The following is a 16540-nucleotide window of genomic DNA, read 5'->3' as shown; positions in this document are numbered from 1 at the left end:
GCCGGCGCGTTCGCCGCTGTTTGCGAGAGCTTCAAGGAAAGTCAACTGCGGCGCTGGAAGCAGAGGGTATGTCTGGCTGCTCAACTCGCCCTAACCCTTTAACAGTGGCGCTCAGAAGCACATAATCCCATCGCGTAGCACAAGAGCGGACGGAGAGATGACAATTCAAGAGAAGGGAGGCTCCAGCATACCTCTTCCATGCCAGACTTTATTCCGGCAAGACGTACTCTGGCCAAAGGGTCGCTGTTTTCAATTTTGACTGCGGCACGATAACGCCAGCCGGAGTTCGTGATTGCTCGCTGAGCGTAATGACGGCTGCGTCTCCATTTTCGCCCGACATCGGCATTGGCACAGCGGCATCTGAGGAAACGATGATGGACGCGCCGCCTCTGGCCGGCCTCACACGAATGGAGTTTTCGGCCAGTTTTTCAAAATGGAGATCACTGCGGCCTTCAAGGATTTCATCAACGTTCATGGACTTTAAATCGGATGTCGTCTCCGCCGCCAAAACTGCGTCGTAGAGTATCTTTGTTTCGCCTTCCGTCACATCTCCCGGCCAGAGAATTCGCTCCGCAAGAGAACGCTTTCTTTTCATCAGGCTCTGCAACAGGCAGTCAAACGAACCTCGGCCAAGTCCCGGATGAACGGCAAGCGGGATATGGATCGTGACGGGCTTCGTCTGGCCGATACGGTGAGTGCGGTCGTTACATTGTTCTTCCACAGCAGGATTCCACCATCTGCTGAGATGGATCACATGGTTTGCGGCCGTCAGCGTCAAGCCTGTTCCCGCGGCGCGCGGACCAAGGATCAGGACGTCGAAGCCGCGATCATCGACAAGGTGCCTCTGAAACCGATCAGTAATGTCTTTTCGGGCATCGACGGGCGTGTCGCCATTGATGATCATGACCCGCTCGAGGTCGAATTCGATCCGCACGACCTCAGCGAACCAGGTCTGAACATCGCGATTTTCGAGGAAAACCAGTGCGCGCTCATTCTTCGATTTAATATGTCTGAGGATATCGATGGCGGCACTAACCCTGGCCGACGACAGGCTGAATTCCTCCGTCGTCTCACCTTCAAGCAAACCTGGATGCAACGACACCCGGCGCATGTGCTGAAGCAGCGCCAATATACCGCCTCCCTTAGCGCGCACCTCGTCGTATCGAAGCATTTGCGCCCTCGGCATTTCGCGCGGATGCAGGATACGAACTTTTGTCGGGAGATGCGGTGCGGCATCCGTTTTCAGCCGGCGCAACGCCAGCGGGGGGTAGTCGTTCTGGCTTCTGAACAGTGCGGAATGGAGGGCGCCCATGCTCGCTTCCGTCGGTTTATCGAACACCCTGCGGAATTGCGCGAGTGCGCCTAGCGCGCCTGGAAATAACTGATCGACCAGAGCCCAGAGATCCTTCGTGGCATTCTCGATCGGCGTTCCCGTCAATCCGATCCGGAAATCGGCGCGGACCGCTTTCGAAGCCTTAGCTCTCATCGTCACTGGGTTTTTCAGGAATTGAATCTCGTCGAATACGACAAGAGAGCAATCCAGATCCATCAGGCTGATCGCGTAGTTGGCAAGCGTCTGGTATGTTGTGATGACGACCGGACATCCACCTTCGGCATTGGCAATTGCGTCGATATCTAGCCGAGCTTCGCCTTCACGCAGGTCCTGCCCGCCGCCCGGCTTTTTGTAGGCGCCGAGATATTCCCCATACAGGCGGACAGGCTTGCCCAAACAGCCCGGTCCGAGATGCCGCTCGATCTCCGCTTCCCAGTTCAGCAGCAAGGATGTCGGGGCCACGATCAGGAAGGGCTTTTTCGGAATGCTGCCGTTAGCCATTTTCTCCCTGAGCCAAGTGATGAAGGAAAGCGTCTGCAGCGTTTTGCCGAGCCCCTGTTCATCGGCATTGAGAATGCCTGGAATACCCGCCTGCCAGGCACGCACCTGCCAATTCAGCGATGCCAACTGGTGGTTTTGCAGTGCGGACCTGACCAAAACCGGCGTTGTATTATCGAAGTCGCCCGTCCTGCCCCGGACAGCAGCCTTGAAATCGACTTCCCAAAAATTGTCATGAGTAATCGGCAGATAGGCATCGAGCGCGGTCCCGGCCTCCTCAGATTGCTGGCGCCTGAGAATATCGGCCAGACGCCTGCTCAGCGCCTCGATGACTTCGACGGTCACAGGAATTTCGCCCACGTCATGGTCGATCGACGAAAGACCACTCCGAAGAGCGTTGCGTAACCGCTCGATCACATCCGCCAGTTCTTCGTCCGGAATAACAGCCAGTCTTTCACCGAGCTCGGTATCGATCCCCTCCTGCAGCCACCGGGTGCCTGATCCCTGAATGGTGTCGATTGTGGTTACCTTCCATTTTCCGACCCCGACGACGCGCGAAACCCACTCTTCCGTTTCGATCCAGGCGCGGGCGACCTCTTCCTCGATCCTTTCAGTGCGCGCCTGCGGGCTCATCAAGGCCGTCAGCCGCCCTTCCCGCCTGAGATCCATCTCGATCGCTTCGGCGACAATCCGGCCCGCATCTGCAATAAAGGCGCGGCGGCCTTCTTCGTCCTTGTCGGCATATGCTGCGATCGTGTCGATCACGGGCACGGCGGAACGATCGACGATCAGAAATTTTCCGTTCGCCACACGAAAGGCAGGCTGCGCGCCGCGCCGCAAGGCTGCCGTCTTGAATTCATCCAGCTCGCGGCCGTGGAGCAAGGCGGATGTGGTCGCAACCGCTCCATCCGCTGACGTTTGATGATCGGCAAACGGAAGCGGAAAAAATTTTGAGTCATCCTCCGGGTCGAAGCCGATACCGACGGCCCCACAGGTAACAACGGACACATCGCGCAGAAAACCTTCGAGCGATGCTTGGTCTTCCCCGCCGTCGCCGTCGAAAAGCCGCCGGAACCGGCCTAGCGCCAGCCAGTGGTCGGTCAGCGTACCGCTCTTGCCGAGCTCTTCCGCTTCCGCGATCGCCAAATAGATTGGCTCAGGGATCCGCATGACATTCGAAGGCGGCCCCAGCAAGGCGCCCGTCAACGGCAGACCAACGCGCCTTCCCGCACGCTCCCACCACCATTCGATCCGAAAATCGAGACTTCCCACGGTTCCGACAAGCCGGGCCCGAAAGGTGACGTCATGGAGCAGCGGCGGCAGGCCCAAAGTCGCGGCCGTCCGGACGTCAAGTCGCGCGACAAGCGGGTGGCGAATGACGACCATATTAGGCTCGACTAAGTGCAGAGCATTGTCCGGGTCGAGCTGCCTCAGGCGTGACAATGCCAGCGCCGTCTCCATTTCCTCCCGCGGGAGCTTCGAAAGATCTGGCCTAACCTGCTTTCTGAAATTCGAGAGCCAGCCTCTTTTCTCCGATTGGATCGTGAGAAACGCTGCATCCGAATCGAATCGAAAATCGAATTTCATCGAAGAACCCGCTCCTCGACCCAACTCTGCCAGGCGTCGTAGGAATCGTGAATGCGAGTCATTCTGTCGCCTTGAGGCAACATGATATCCTCTGCATCATATTCATCTTGATAAAGAGCAGGAGCGCGCCGATCCCCATTGAGGAAGAGGTGAACACGATAATCGTGCGAACCTTCGACGACCGTGTAGCGGCCCACCTTCATGATCAGCAGGCAGGTTTCCTTCTTGCGGCCTGTCGCGGTTTGCAGTGCCGCGGCCGGACCGGCTTTTCCGCTGTCCTCGCTGAATATGTTGAGAGCAATCGCCATTGCAGGCCGGGACAGCGCGACCCACGCCTCCGTGACCAGTCCTTTATCATACAGGCCCTTCCAGAAATGGTGTCGCGTAGGCCACATGTGGTTCCCGGTGGCTTTCGTGATTATGTCGAGCAAAGCATCTATGCTCTGCCCCGCAAGCCATCTGAGCAGCGTCGTGCGGCGATCCACGGCGACAAGAGGCCAGAACGCTTTTGCTTCGGCTTTACTTTCGTAACGCGGATCGCCGAAGGCCTCGATAATCCGGTCAGTCAGAATCGTGCGAAATTCGGAAGTGGGGATATCGGAACGCCAGGGCTCCAGAAGTTTCTCCACGGCCCTCGCTGCAAGGTCACCGGAAAGAGGCTTGTGCCCCCGCGGCCTTATCCAGCCAAAAATCCGTTCGACATGCTGGTCCGTCATGACAGGAGGCAGCAGCTTCAGCCAGGCCAGGTAAGCTTCCGTGGAAAGCTGCCCGGTATGGGGAGCGGCAAGGCCTGCATCGAGCAGCCACTGGAACGGATCGGCCTGAATGAGCATCTTTTCGGCGAGCCGTATCGGCGCATCGTCGGTGTCCAGCAGTTCCGGAACGGCGACAAACAACCGCTTCCAGCGGAAGGACAGATGGGGCGCCCGTGCCTGCAGGATGGACGCCAGCCAGCGGGTTCTCTCATCGTGTCTGGTCCAGCCGGAGAAATAGGCTTCAGCTACCGCGTCGAGAAGAATGGAGCTGGTTGTCGCCTCGAGCTCCCTCTTCAGAAAATAGGTGACGGCATCCGGGATCCTATCCCCATCCAGAAAAGCTCGGGCGGCAAGCGAGATGTTGCCGACGGTCACGCCTTCCCAGTCCCAGTTCCGCAGGGCAATGTCGAGCCGCTGTATGGCCTCGCCGACGGAGACAGAGGTGGCAGTCACAATATCCGGAAAAGCCCTCTTCACGTTTGTCACGGCCTGCGTCAGTTCTACGGTAGCCGCAAGCTCCTGGCGCCGCACGGTACGGGATGCTCGGATTGTTTCGATGAGGCTCATCGGGGCACCTCGGTCAGGGCGTTCTTGATCGCCGAAATATCGGCCTCCTTTGCGGGCACGGCCATGATGAACCGGAGATCGATCCTGCGATTGGCATCCTTGCCGATATCGGTCGCGTTGGATTGAATGGGGCGCCCCTTGCCGAAGCCTGCCACCGAAAGGACGGGCTGTGCACTTCTATTGTTGAAGTTGAGGAGATCAGGCCGCTGCGAGGTCATGAGTGAATAGACAGACGAGGCGCGGTTTGCGCTCAGCCTCATGTTCAGAATGTCGGTGCCACGGTCATCGGTATGGCCTTCCACTTGCAGGGAGTCGATCACTGCATATCCCGGATTACAATCCGGGCTGAATCTCTTGCGCGGGCCTAGTGAGAAACATCCAAGGTTTCGATCTAGTATTTCAGCGATCTTGCTGACCCGCAGCGATCCGGTCGCTGTTGGCACATCAGCATTCGTTTCGAACAGACCGTCGCCCGAAAATTGCAGCGATTCGAAGGTCGCGCTGATACTGACATTGACACCTTTGATCTCGTCGATCTGTTTCTTCAGGCTCGTCAAAAGAGTTCTGCGGGTTTCCGAAACCTTGTTGTTGTACACTTCCATCTGGTTTGGAGCATCAGGCATCGCGAGCCGCCGCCGCAAATCCTCGATCTCCTCCTTCATGGCCTGCACCTCGTCGGATACCTGAAGGTCGGACGCTCCTATAATCGTCTGCACCTTGCGCAGCTCTTTTTCTATCTCGTTTTTTTGTTTGAGAATTTCGTCATACTGAGAACGCGGCACGGTCTCAGGATCAGTGAACTGAGTCGCAAAAAACGCAAGCAGGATCATGATGACGAAGAGGAAGCTAATCGTCATGTCGGCCATCGAGATGAAGACGGACTCTTCCTCTTCTTCCTGAGGGCGCGTCCCGCCCGCGCCCCTCATTCCGCGGGCCTCTCGCTTTCGGGCCTGAAAGCTTTCGCGTTTTCGATAACGGCCTGAAGAGTACCCAAAGCGTCAGCATACTGCTGATGAACCGCATTCGCATGATTTTCGACTTCCGAAACAGACCTGCTTATTTCAGTTGAAAACATCTTGAACGCTTTTTCGAGCTGCCCGTCATAGGATGCAGCACGGGCTTCGAAATTCTTGATCTGCTCGCGAATGGATTCCGCGGCGGCGACTACCACACCACGCTCTGAATCCAGAGCTTTTCGTGCCGATTGAACCATCTCGACGCTCGCATCAGCAATTTGTTTAGTCGTCGTAGCTGTTCCAGTGATGGCTTCGACCATCGGCTCCGTCGCCTCAGCGAGGCCGCTTCCGGCACGAGAAAGATTATCAGTCACGAGTTCCAGCCTACGTGCGGCGCCGTCAAGGCCGACCGCCGTCCGTTCGGCGGCGACCGTAAACTGCTCCGCGGTTTCGCTGATTTTTGTAGCAAGGCCATTGAGCGCGTCGGATGCGCTTTCCAGCCGATCGCTCGCCTTATCCATCGCCGCCGCGAGCCCCGTGGAAAGCGAGCGGGAGATGTCGTCAACCATCGTCCCCACATGGGTGTTGCTGGCGGCCAGTGCATTCTCAAGCGGCTTAGAGATCGCAGCGATGAGATCATGGTTAAGTTTCTGCATGTGATCGCGCTGCTCGACGATCGCCTCAAGCTGGCGCTCTGCCAAATCTTCGAGACTGACGAAATTCATGCGGATTTCGATCTCATGCGTGAGCTTTCGCATGGTGCTTTCCAGCCGCTGGCCGCCCACACGTAAGAAGGCAGTAAAAACGATCGAGCACAAAAGCCCCGTCAGCGACATGATGAATTTTGCGGAGGCAACTGAGAGCAACTGCGTAAGTGCTTCGCGCACCTGAGCCTGATCACCGCCCTTGAGGCTCTCACCGGTCTGCTGGAGCGCGGCAATCAGACCGAGGAACGTCGCGGCAAGCCCGATTGACACGAGAAAGCCCGGCACGAACCTCCAGCCGGATACACTGAAGCCCATATCCTCAAGATTGAAGAAAACTGACGGCCTAACCGAATTCCGAACACCGAGAACGGTTCCCGGTCGCGGCTCAATTGTTGTCTCGCGAAACTCCTTCCAGGTGTCCGTCAGATGACGCGCGGCTCTCCCCCTTTGCTTTGCTAGCCGGTTCTGAATATCTTCGAAACTCTCCTGCAAGCCGCTGGCGCCATCTGTCTTTTGGACGAGATTGATGGCCGACCTGAGAACCTTCGCGCGGCTCCGCACAGTCGAGACAAACCCCAGAACCAGCAGAAGAAGAAGCAATACAAGAAAGAGGCTGAACAACCCTGGCGCGGGTGGCTCCTTTAGGAGGGATGCCAGTTCAAGGACCAGATCGCGCGTTGCAATACCAGATTGAAGCAACGTCTCGAACATTTGTCCCCCAAATTCCTGCCAAACTAGAACGAAACCCTAAGCGTATCATACCGATAACAATTCCATGAATGATTGCAACGTGATCAAACCCGCGGAATAGAATTTTACTTCTGTCTGGTCCATGCCCGCAAGCTCCACGGCCGGCACGCCTTTCCCGGATAGATCATGTCGCCTGAGCCGCCCGGTGTGCTATCGCTGGATCCTCGCACCGATGAGGTGCAAATGTGGAAATTATTTCCGCCACTGTTGTCCTGTTGGCTGATAACCTGCCACTGACGTCTCATCCGGCTGTGATCAGAGCTTCGGCGTTTTTTTGATCAGCCATGGCGTGGTGGGAGCACCCGGCGGAAACACGAAGCTTCCCGATTGCGTAGCGTTGGAACCGGTTGCGGCAATAAGCCCGGCAAAGTCAGCCAAGGCTTGGTATCCGAGGGTTGGTGCGGCCGGAAGCTGTTGGAGTCGTCGGTCCATTCTGCAATGACGATGCGAGCAGGTCGAGTTCCTCAGCCTTGCCTTAACCAACGGCAGCTTTGGGCCGTGCAACGAACCCGCTGCTCGGGAGGGCGTCTGGGGCCGAAAAGCGGAATCTCCATAGCATCAGCCTGTGGTCCGCGGGTTCGTTCCTCGCGGACTTTCGTACGCCTGCCGGCGTCCGAAACTCTTCACGTATGCAACTGTCCGATGTCGGAGTACCGAATGGCGATAGCGGACATCCGGGAATCTGGCTATGTGGTCCGAGTTCGGCCAAAGCGGACGATAGGCGAGTGATCTGGCGATTCCTGATAGCGGTGAGTAGTGCATTGCCTAGTTTTACAGGGACATCTATCGAGTAGTAAAAATCTCTCGATTGAAAGGTGCGGATCAGGTCAGCAAGAAACCGCCGCTGCAGTACCAATAGGAGTCAGCAAGGGCTTGGTAAGTCGCCGTTTGCCAAGAGTTCAAATTCACGCGCCGGGCGCTTTCGGCACGATCCAACAGGGTCAATCGGACATCTTCAGGCGTTCCCTTGGTGGCCACCATTTCGAGGGAATATCGGATGTTGCTAATCTCAACGCCGGAATGACTCGAATACAAAGTCCCCAAGTCGAATGAAGTAAAGTGCCTATAAGCTCTTGCTGCCTTGGCTTCCGTCCAATGCGAAGGGGCCATCACGAAGAAGCGGATCGCAGCGGGGGTAGTCTCCATCACCTCCGCCACAAGCCATTGCGTATCGTCGAAATCGTCAAAGTACGGGTGGAAGCCCTGTTCAACCTCGCTCTGGGGCTGGAAGTCGAGTTTCTTTTTGTTGCACTCGGCACAGGCGGGCACAAGATTCAGCGGCACTATCGTTAGGCTTGGGTGAATAGACTGCGCTAGGTAGTGATCAAGGGTCGACACGGTTCGCTGGCCGCATAGGGGGCACATATCATTTTTAGGGGCCGACTTGATTAGATCGTACAGGAAGCGCGTCGCCTTGCTTCTGACGAATGTTCCCGCATAGACCCGCATCATTTCGGATGTGGTCAGCATTGATGCGACATCGTCGGAGCCCGGTATCGCGAAGAGGCTCATTGTGTCACCTCGAGCCGAATAGTCGCCTTCTGCAGCAGCAATAGCGCTAGAGGAAGATAAGAGACGGTCTTTGAGGATAGCGTCGCGGATACTCGAGACGCAGGCGTCCAGAGCGGACATCGCGCCGAACGGCGGCTTAGGTAGCGCTCTCATTATTGGCGATCTCTTTCGAGAACTAGCGCTCTGATGATCGCTTTCGCCTCGGTGCCCAACTGTTCTCCGAAGTAGTGGAGGGCATCATCGTAACTCATCTGACGATGAAATACCGCGTCTACCAAAAGCTTGTGAAACCCGGTCCGGGTTACCTCTAGGCTGAAGACTTCGCGCGTCAGTACCCCGACGTTTTCGCCAAATGTCTCCATAGTGGGACGCTCAGCGACCGAGATGCGACCGGTCCGTCGAAGCTTCCATGTGCAGGAGCGCGGTACTTCCTGGAGCGCGACGGGAGAATGGGTAGCGACAATAGCGACACCGTTGCGTGATACAAGTAGACGGGAAAGGCTGCGGATGAACGCCGAAAGAAGCGGAGGATGTAGATGACCTTCCGGCTCATCAATCATGACGAGCGTACGCTCGTCCACCAACTCAACCAGTCGCGTGATAGTGAGGAGAACAATCGCGTGACCAGAACTCAACAAGCTGAATCGGTGTTCCGTTTCCTCCGTCCATTCCTCTCCAGAGCCGCCGAGCAGAACGCCGATCTCGGCTTCGGCGAATAGGTCATCCGCTTCTAGGCTCGATAAAGCCTCGCGCCAACGAGCGGCTCGCAAGCCGGTCTGACAACGTTCCAGGCTCTTTCGAAAGTCGACAGCGAGGTCCTTACCGAGTTTGAGCGCCTTTGCTTCGCCGTCATTAACGGGATCACGAAGGCCAACCTGATGAATAGCTATGCGGTCATTCTGGTGGGGGATAACGGCAAGGTCGTCAAACGCACTGAACGAGACGAGCACGAGACTAGAAAATTGGGCTTCGCCGGGACGCCCCTCCTTAAACTCGACCTTACCTACTGTGTCGGCCGCTTCGCCGTCTCTGTGCAGCAATGCCTTGACCAGGCCTTTCATTGCCCTGGTTTTTCCGACTCCGTTTCTACCTATGAGCACGTGAACATTGGTGGGAGGCTCCGACTCGGGAATGACGTCGAAGGTCATTTCTGGGGGCTGAATGAAATCACCGTTGGGCGTCCAAGATGGCGGCAGCACATATTGAAAACTGAACTTCGTGAGTTCTGCGTCCCCAGTCGTAAGACGATGGAGGCGGCCCGTCACCGAAGTGTCGTTCACGGAACGCAGCAGGGAGGTGACCATCGAGGGTTCGTTCCGAAACCTTGCGAACCGGCCGAGATCGTAGGACACGTCTCGCAAACCTTCAAGCATTCTTTGCCGCTGGGCCGCGCTCAGATTGTTGAGGCTTTCGTAGTAGTCCTCGCCTTGTCCGAGAGAGAAATAGGTGTCGGGAAGCTCATCGAACTCAGGCGGGAATTCGGGAGCGCGAAAGCCTGGGAGCAGGTTTCGGGAGGGTTGCAGGCCCGCCCGGCCGATCTTCACAGACCCTATCTGATGTCTGACACCCAGCTCGTCTATCACCAGGACTGTGAACATCGTTCTAAACGAGAACCAATCGTCCCAACCGTCCACGATGAGGTAAGCGCAATCAGTTGCGTTGTCGGGAATTAGACCTTGAAGAATTCTGAAAAACATCTCGGATGAAGTATTCTCGGCGTGTGCGTGCCGTTAAGTTATTAACAACCACTAAAGGGTGCAACTGTTCGTTTCTGCCATTACGCCAGCGCGATGGGATGTATCTTAAAGCCCGTATCAGCAGCCCTGTAAAACTTGTGGAGGAAAAGCGCATTGTTGTCGGTATGATTGCGTTGGCATTCGATATCCGTTGGCAGGTTGGAACCTGCATCGTACTCATTGGCAATGGCGAAGACTATTACGCAGAATCAGATCAACGGTGAGATCGGGGAGACAGCCACAAGGTTGTGCTTCCTCAAAATGGGCTTCCAGTTCGATGGCCGCTCCCGCTTGGAAGCAGGCATCGACGGGATCGCTGAAGTAATGCTCGAAGGCAGGCCGACTGCTGGAATGATCGCTGTCCAGGTAAAGACGACCGAGTCTGGAACATACTCAGGCGAGGACGACCAAGGCTTTAGTTATCTTCTGCGGGCCGAAGACCTCGAGTACTGGCGTCCCAGCAATCTGCCGGTCATCATCGTCCTGCATCGAATTTCTGACGGCAGCCTCTACTGGAAGGAAGTACCGACAGGTGATGCCTTCCAGGACAGGCGTTTGAAATTTAGCAAGGCGGAGGACAGGCTTGGACCCTCCGCAGTGGATCGACTCGCGTCGTTGACGGTTCCGAAGACCGGTTTCGGCTATTACATACCCCCGCTCGGCGGCGGCGAAGAGGCTTTGGTCAATATCCTTCCGGTCAAGCTGCCCCGAGAGATGTACGTTGCCACTACCAAGTATGACCGAAAGCAGGCGAGCGCCATTATCCTGGGCGACGACGAACCGGCTCGCTTTGACTGGGCTACCAAGGGAGGTGGGTTCTGGTCGTTCCACGATCCACGGACGAGCGTTTGCCGGAAGTTCGTAGACCTTGATCAGGTCGAAGCCATTGAGGTCGAGCATCTGGCTTTTCACGAAGACGAAAACGAACGGAACAACTTCGCGTTCCTATTGCGTCAGACCCTTAGCCATCAGGTGCGCGGCAACCTTTCTTGGAGCAAGGAGAAGAGGCTCCACTATTTTACAGCAAGAGCTAAGAACACCGGTCGCGTATTCAAGTATCGGGCCTCGAAGAAGAACACCGAGGCTGAGGTTGTCAACGTCGTCATGGATAAAGACAAACCGGAGCGGGTATCGTTTGTTCGTCACCACGCGTTCATTCCTCGGTTCGAGAGCCTTTTCGACGAGTGGTATCTTGTGATCGAGCCAACGTATTTCTTTACCTATGACGGCATGAACCCCCATACCGCGCCCGATGCCTTGCTGTCTGGAAAGAAGCGCATGGACAACAGCAGCGCCATCCGCGGCCAGGTCATCATGTGGCACCGCTTCCTGCAGAGTATCGAACCCAAAGCTACCGACCTCTTTGCCGCTCCTTCCGTCGAACCGTGGTTGACCTTCGGAGAGCCCCCAATGGTTCAGCTCCCGACACGTGTCCCCGAAGACGCATGGCGTACGAAAGCCAAATCGGCCGAAGAGGAGGGGGCGCAAGGTGTCTTCGAAATTTAGAACCACGATATTTCAAGAGCCGCACCTCGAGTTTGGCGATAGCCACCACAACACCGATCCGAGGCGCGGTCTCGTTGTTGGCGGACCGCTGCAGACTCCTGTCGGAGACAGCATCAAGATCGCCGTGGTCGGCAGCGCCAAGACCGTGGAAGACGCCAAGCGCTTTATGGGCACTGTCGCCGGCGGCGTTGCTGGAAACGGTGAGAAGCATCCGAATATGCACCCTGATTTCCCCGGCTTGGGCAATCAAAATCCTTATAGATGCAAGTTCGAAGTGGATGAGCGGGCGACCGCTGCCATTCCTCAGTCGAAAATCGACAAGATCAAGAAGGAGCCATATACCGACAGGGCCATCGAAATGGCCGTCGACGAAATATTCAAGGAACTCCAAGCAATCGACGAGAGTGGAAATCGCCCAGACGTTGCTGTCATAGCACTCCCTGTTTCCATGATCGAAAGGGTATGGAACGCCCGGCCCGACTCAAGCGATGACAGTGAAACAGATGCCGTCGATCGGGCAGACATTCTGAATTTTCGCGGGCTCCTCAAAGCAAAGTCGATGCATCTGAGCTTTCCGACCCAGATCGTCTGGGAGGATGTCTTTGACGGGAAGGCCTCAATTCCGAAAAAGATCAAGGAAGACAGCGAACGTAACACTCAAGATGATGCAGATGTCATCTGGAACCTGTTGACATCGCTGTACTATAAGGGAACTGGGCGCATACCTTGGCGGCGGATGCCTCATGTAGGTGAGTTCACCGCCTGCTACATCGGCGTGAGCTTCTATCGGGAGGCTGGCGGGAAGGAACTGTTCACGAGCGCGGCGCAGATGTTCGACGAGCGTGGCCGCGGCTTTATCCTGAAAGGTAAGCGCGCAGAAACCGAGAGTAGAGGGCGGCATCCCTACATGACCAGGGATGATGCCCGTGAGTTGATCCTAGAAGTGCTTGCCGCCTATAAGGCCCACCACCGGAACTACCCCGCCCGTGTCGCCGTCTATAAGACGTCGCGCTTCCGTGAGGAGGAGGCGGAAGGGATCACCGAGGCGCTTGCCGAATTAGCGATCGAGATGAAGGACCTGGTCTGGATTCAGGAGCGGACAGCCATGAAGGTGCTCCGCGACGGCAACTATCCTGTAATGCGCGGCACATTCGTCGAGCTCGACGGAAAGGGCCTACTGTATACGAACGGTAGCATTCCGTACTACGGTACCTACCCTGGCACCTACGATCCCCGACCGCTACTCATCTGCCCCCATGAATCCAGTGACAACACGGTCGAACAGATTGCTAAGGAGGTCCTCTCCTTGACCAAAATCAACTGGAACTCGACCCAGATGAACCAAAAGCTGCCGGTGCCGATCAGGGCAGCCAGGAAGGTCGGCGAGGTATTGAAATACGCGGGCGACGACAAGGTTAGCTCGGACTACACGCGCTATATGTAGCTGAGATTAGTCCGGCAAAGCGGCTGATCTTAATTTCGCTTCTTTCCACACCCACGCGAGCTCTAGTTGAGGGCCATCGGCAGATGAAACCTTACGGGCATCGTACCATCGCTTTCGTAGTTCGTTTGAAGGCGTAGCTGGATTGCCCGCCTAATTTAGCACGCCGGAACACACAATATCCGCTTCTGAACAGGTTTGGGTAGGAATTCTATGGCCGAAATGACGGCGAAAAGCTTCCTCGCGCCTTATGACGGCTACACTGTCGAATGTGAGGTGCGACAGCGGAAATAATTGCCGCTTACCCCGCCGGTTGACTGATGCCGAAGCCAGGGCACAAGGGTGGCATCCACGGTCGCTCGCGATGGGAAAACAGAAGGAATTTCAAGGATCCTCCACTAAGCTATTGAAATCATGTGAGAATCCAGCCCTCAGGGAACTCAATTTTGACCCTCTTTTCGATCCAAACTGGCCATTATCTCCTGCACGGAAAAGTGGCGTCTTCTCAATAAGTTGGGCGATCTATACCGCAGTTCCTTCGGCCATTCGTCGAGTTCGAAGACGCCTAGAAAGTTGGCTGGGGACCTTGGATTCTCACATGATTTCAATGGCTTAGAAGCTTTGAAATTCCCTCTGTTTTCCTGCCGCGAGCAACCGTGGATGCCACCTTTGTGCCGTGGCTTTGGGCGTCAGTCAACAGGACGGACGAGCGGCAATAATTCCCGTTCTCAGGTCCGAAATCGCCATAGGGCGATCACCACCTCTATGACCGCCTTGCGCCCTCATTCCCGCCTTGCAAACAAGCATTCCAGTCTCTTTGAAGCGGGTGTTTAGACCGGCGCGTTTCTGCAGTCTCGCGCCGCTTGACGAGGAGGCGTTCACACGTGCGTTGAAGAACCAGCGCTCGCCCCTGTCGAGAAAGGCAGCTAGAGCGGGTTCCGCGCTCGCATCGCGTCGTCATCAAGCTGCAGGCCATGCCGGAATGGGCCGCGAGGGTGGCAGTCGCCAGATCGGGCCTGTGCGACGATTACGGGCGACACAGCGGCTGCATCTGCCTGCGCAACTATGGACGCTTATTTGCCTCCGAGCGGATTCCCGACAGCAACCGTGCAGATCTGGCGATCAGCTCCGGAAGCGACTGAGGTGCGTGTGATTCTTACGGTGTGTGGCCCGGCCGTACTGCGTATAGTTGCAATACTTCTAATTTCATGAGAGGCTCCGAGTATTCGCCCAGTGGAGGAAGTGCGATGGGAGACAGAAGCAAACTTACCGAAGAAATGATTATATCTAAACCGATTGCTCGACGTGATGTGCTCGTGCAGTCGTCGGCTGCCTTGCTAGCTGCGAGTGCATTGGGTCTGCCGGCAATTGCCGAAGCTTCCCACACGAACGACGCCGATGTGAGGGACGCTCACCAGCGGATCACGATAACAACGACAACAACCAAGGTTATTACTACGACTGATACTGTGGAAGAGACGGAAAAAACGAATAAAGACAAAGACGTTCCGAAGGCCGAGCCGTCCAACTAATGCGTCAGACGGATGGGGTTTTAGAGAGTATACTGACGCCGTTAACGTCAGACGAGTTCCTTCACCACTACTGGGAGAGGAAGTTCCTTCACATCGAGCGCGAGAGTCCAGAATACTTTAAAGGCATCTTCTCGATAGAGATGTTTGAGGACGCACTGAATCGAAATCCGCCCAGTATATCATGGATTTCAAATAAACAGGGTAGCCGCACTCAGCTGACTCCTAACAGGGGTTACAATTACTCGGATGTAGATCGAGCCATCGAGAGCTTTTCAGATGGCTCAACGGTCATTTTGGATGCACTTCATAAACACGTCCCGTCGCTTCAGAATCTGTGCTCCAGGTTAGAGGGCGCTTTGATCGCTCGTGTCCAGGCTAACTGCTATTTGACACCAGCGAACAGCCAAGGGTTCAAAGCCCACTATGATACCCACGACGTGCTCATACTCCAGGTAGAGGGTAGCAAGATGTGGCGTGTCGGAGAGGAGGCGTTTGCAAAGCCCCTACTCGCGCACACCGACAAACCAAACAGCCGTGCCACGCTAGACAAGGCTCACGAATTTGAACTCCGGCAAGGTGACTTGCTTTATATACCACGTGGCGTGGTTCACGAGGCATACTGCACCGACAAGACGTCGCTGCATGTTACACTCGGCGTCGTAACCCATACATGGTTTGATCTTCTGGCGACCGTTTTGGGCAAGGTCGCAGATGAACAGCCTATGTTACGCGAATCCCTGCCGATCGACTTCCACCACCGCACTTCAACCGACCTAGAGTCGGAATTCAGAAAACGCATGCAGGCGGTTGTGGGCTCAACAGAGTTGTCCGAGGCCATCGGCGACTTCGTTGCTGGTTGCCTAGATGCTACCAAAGCTAAACCTCGGGGAAAGTTGACGTCGATTGTTCGCCTTGGGCAAGATTTTGCGAGTAGGAGGGTAACCGGCGTGACTCCCTTGGGAGACATAACGCTCGACTCTAAGTCTCTGTCAGTTCGGACCGCTGTTTCCGAGATTGTGTTACCGCTTTTTACTCGCACCGCAGTCGAACATTGTTTGGCCGCAATCGAAACCCCGATCTATGAAATTGAAACCGGCGGACTAGATGAAGACGAGATGGAAATATTGATCAAAAAGCTGGCTGAAGAACAGGCCATAATCGTGCGTTAGCGCTGTTGACAACGTTCACCGATGTGCCCGGTGCGCTCCTGGAGGCGCTGCGCGCGGCCCGAATTGGGTGCTACATCTGATCAGCCACTGAACTTTCATCCGGCAGGGATTAGAGCCTCGGCTTTTTTGATCCGCCAAATGGCGCGGTGGGAGCAACCGGTGGAAATGCGTAGCTTTCACACTGTGCAGCGTTGGAACCGGTTGCGGCGATGATCCCGGCATAAGCTGCCGAAGTCTGGTATCCGATCGAGGCTGAAAGCCGCCATTCCGCTAGCGGCCCCAAAGCCATCGTTAGTCGCAGGCTGTTTGACGCACTCGGGGGGGTCCCCAGCCGTCATTCTGGGGGTTCTAAACAACTTTGGGATCTGGAGAAAGTCACATGCCGCTTGATCGGAAATCCCGCCAAGTAGCTGAAAAGACGCCGCGTTTTCTGGTGGGGAATGACAACTACTGAAGTAGGGAATAGGTCCAAAAAATAGCTCGCCTGGGGA

General features: G+C 55.9%; 10 protein-coding genes and 2 pseudogenes. 4 read left to right on the top strand and 8 right to left on the bottom strand.

Annotated features, from left to right (window positions below; genetic code table 11):
* Positions 1–208 precede the first annotated feature (208 nt).
* From J2857_RS14220 to J2857_RS14195, 7 genes and pseudogenes are all read right to left on the bottom strand, one after another.
* Complete coding sequence (locus J2857_RS14220; protein WP_210010784.1) at positions 209–3418, bottom strand: DEAD/DEAH box helicase; 3210 nt, start codon at positions 3416–3418, stop codon at positions 209–211.
* Positions 3415–4740 carry an EH signature domain-containing protein gene (locus J2857_RS14215; RefSeq protein ID WP_210010783.1) on the bottom strand — a complete coding sequence of 442 codons (1326 nt, stop codon included), beginning with the start codon at positions 4738–4740 and terminating at the stop codon, positions 3415–3417. The genes J2857_RS14220 and J2857_RS14215 overlap by 4 nt, the downstream gene beginning before the upstream one ends.
* The gene (locus J2857_RS14210) at positions 4737–5666 is read right to left on the bottom strand and encodes an OmpA family protein (RefSeq protein ID WP_210010782.1); all 930 of its coding nucleotides are present in this window, start codon (positions 5664–5666) and stop codon (positions 4737–4739) included. Before J2857_RS14210 ends, J2857_RS14215 begins: the two co-directional genes overlap by 4 nt.
* Positions 5663–7114 (bottom strand): methyl-accepting chemotaxis protein, encoded by a 1452-nt coding sequence (locus tag J2857_RS14205; RefSeq protein WP_210010781.1) that lies wholly within the window; start codon positions 7112–7114, stop codon positions 5663–5665. The genes J2857_RS14210 and J2857_RS14205 overlap by 4 nt, the downstream gene beginning before the upstream one ends.
* Before the next feature lie 280 nt (positions 7115–7394).
* A pseudogene (locus tag J2857_RS30960) lies at positions 7395–7617 on the bottom strand (IS3 family transposase); the annotation flags it as partial.
* A gap of 358 nt (positions 7618–7975) precedes the next feature.
* Positions 7976–8665: an HNH endonuclease gene (locus tag J2857_RS14200; protein WP_245363336.1), complete on the bottom strand. Its 690-nt coding sequence runs from the start codon at positions 8663–8665 to the stop codon at positions 7976–7978.
* A 152-nt stretch (positions 8666–8817) separates the two neighbouring features.
* Positions 8818–10362, bottom strand: coding sequence for an AAA family ATPase (locus J2857_RS14195; protein ID WP_210010779.1), 1545 nt, complete (start codon positions 10360–10362; stop codon positions 8818–8820).
* A gap of 225 nt (positions 10363–10587) precedes the next feature.
* Here J2857_RS14195 and J2857_RS14190 point away from each other — a divergent pair, with 225 nt between their 5' ends.
* The 4 genes from J2857_RS14190 to J2857_RS14175 all read left to right on the top strand — a co-directional run bounded on the left by J2857_RS14190 (position 10588) and on the right by J2857_RS14175 (position 16049).
* On the top strand, positions 10588–11907 hold the full coding sequence (locus tag J2857_RS14190; RefSeq protein WP_210010778.1) for a DUF4365 domain-containing protein: 1320 nt from the start codon (positions 10588–10590) through the stop codon (positions 11905–11907).
* Positions 11891–13351 carry an argonaute/piwi family protein gene (locus tag J2857_RS14185; protein WP_210010777.1) on the top strand — a complete coding sequence of 487 codons (1461 nt, stop codon included), beginning with the start codon at positions 11891–11893 and terminating at the stop codon, positions 13349–13351. Before J2857_RS14190 ends, J2857_RS14185 begins: the two co-directional genes overlap by 17 nt.
* A 1244-nt stretch (positions 13352–14595) precedes the next feature.
* Positions 14596–14880 carry a hypothetical protein gene (locus tag J2857_RS14180; protein WP_210010776.1) on the top strand — a complete coding sequence of 95 codons (285 nt, stop codon included), beginning with the start codon at positions 14596–14598 and terminating at the stop codon, positions 14878–14880.
* Positions 14880–16049 (top strand): cupin domain-containing protein, encoded by a 1170-nt coding sequence (locus J2857_RS14175; RefSeq protein WP_210010775.1) that lies wholly within the window; start codon positions 14880–14882, stop codon positions 16047–16049. The genes J2857_RS14180 and J2857_RS14175 overlap by 1 nt, the downstream gene beginning before the upstream one ends.
* A gap of 95 nt (positions 16050–16144) precedes the next feature.
* Here the strand turns inward: J2857_RS14175 and J2857_RS14170 are convergent.
* Positions 16145–16302, bottom strand: a pseudogene (locus J2857_RS14170) (IS3 family transposase); the annotation flags it as partial.
* Positions 16303–16540 lie beyond the last annotated feature (238 nt).

Source organism: Neorhizobium galegae, assembly GCF_017877055.1.
Lineage (GTDB): Bacteria > Pseudomonadota > Alphaproteobacteria > Rhizobiales > Rhizobiaceae > Neorhizobium > Neorhizobium galegae_D.
This window is presented reverse-complemented; position numbering and strand designations above follow the sequence as displayed.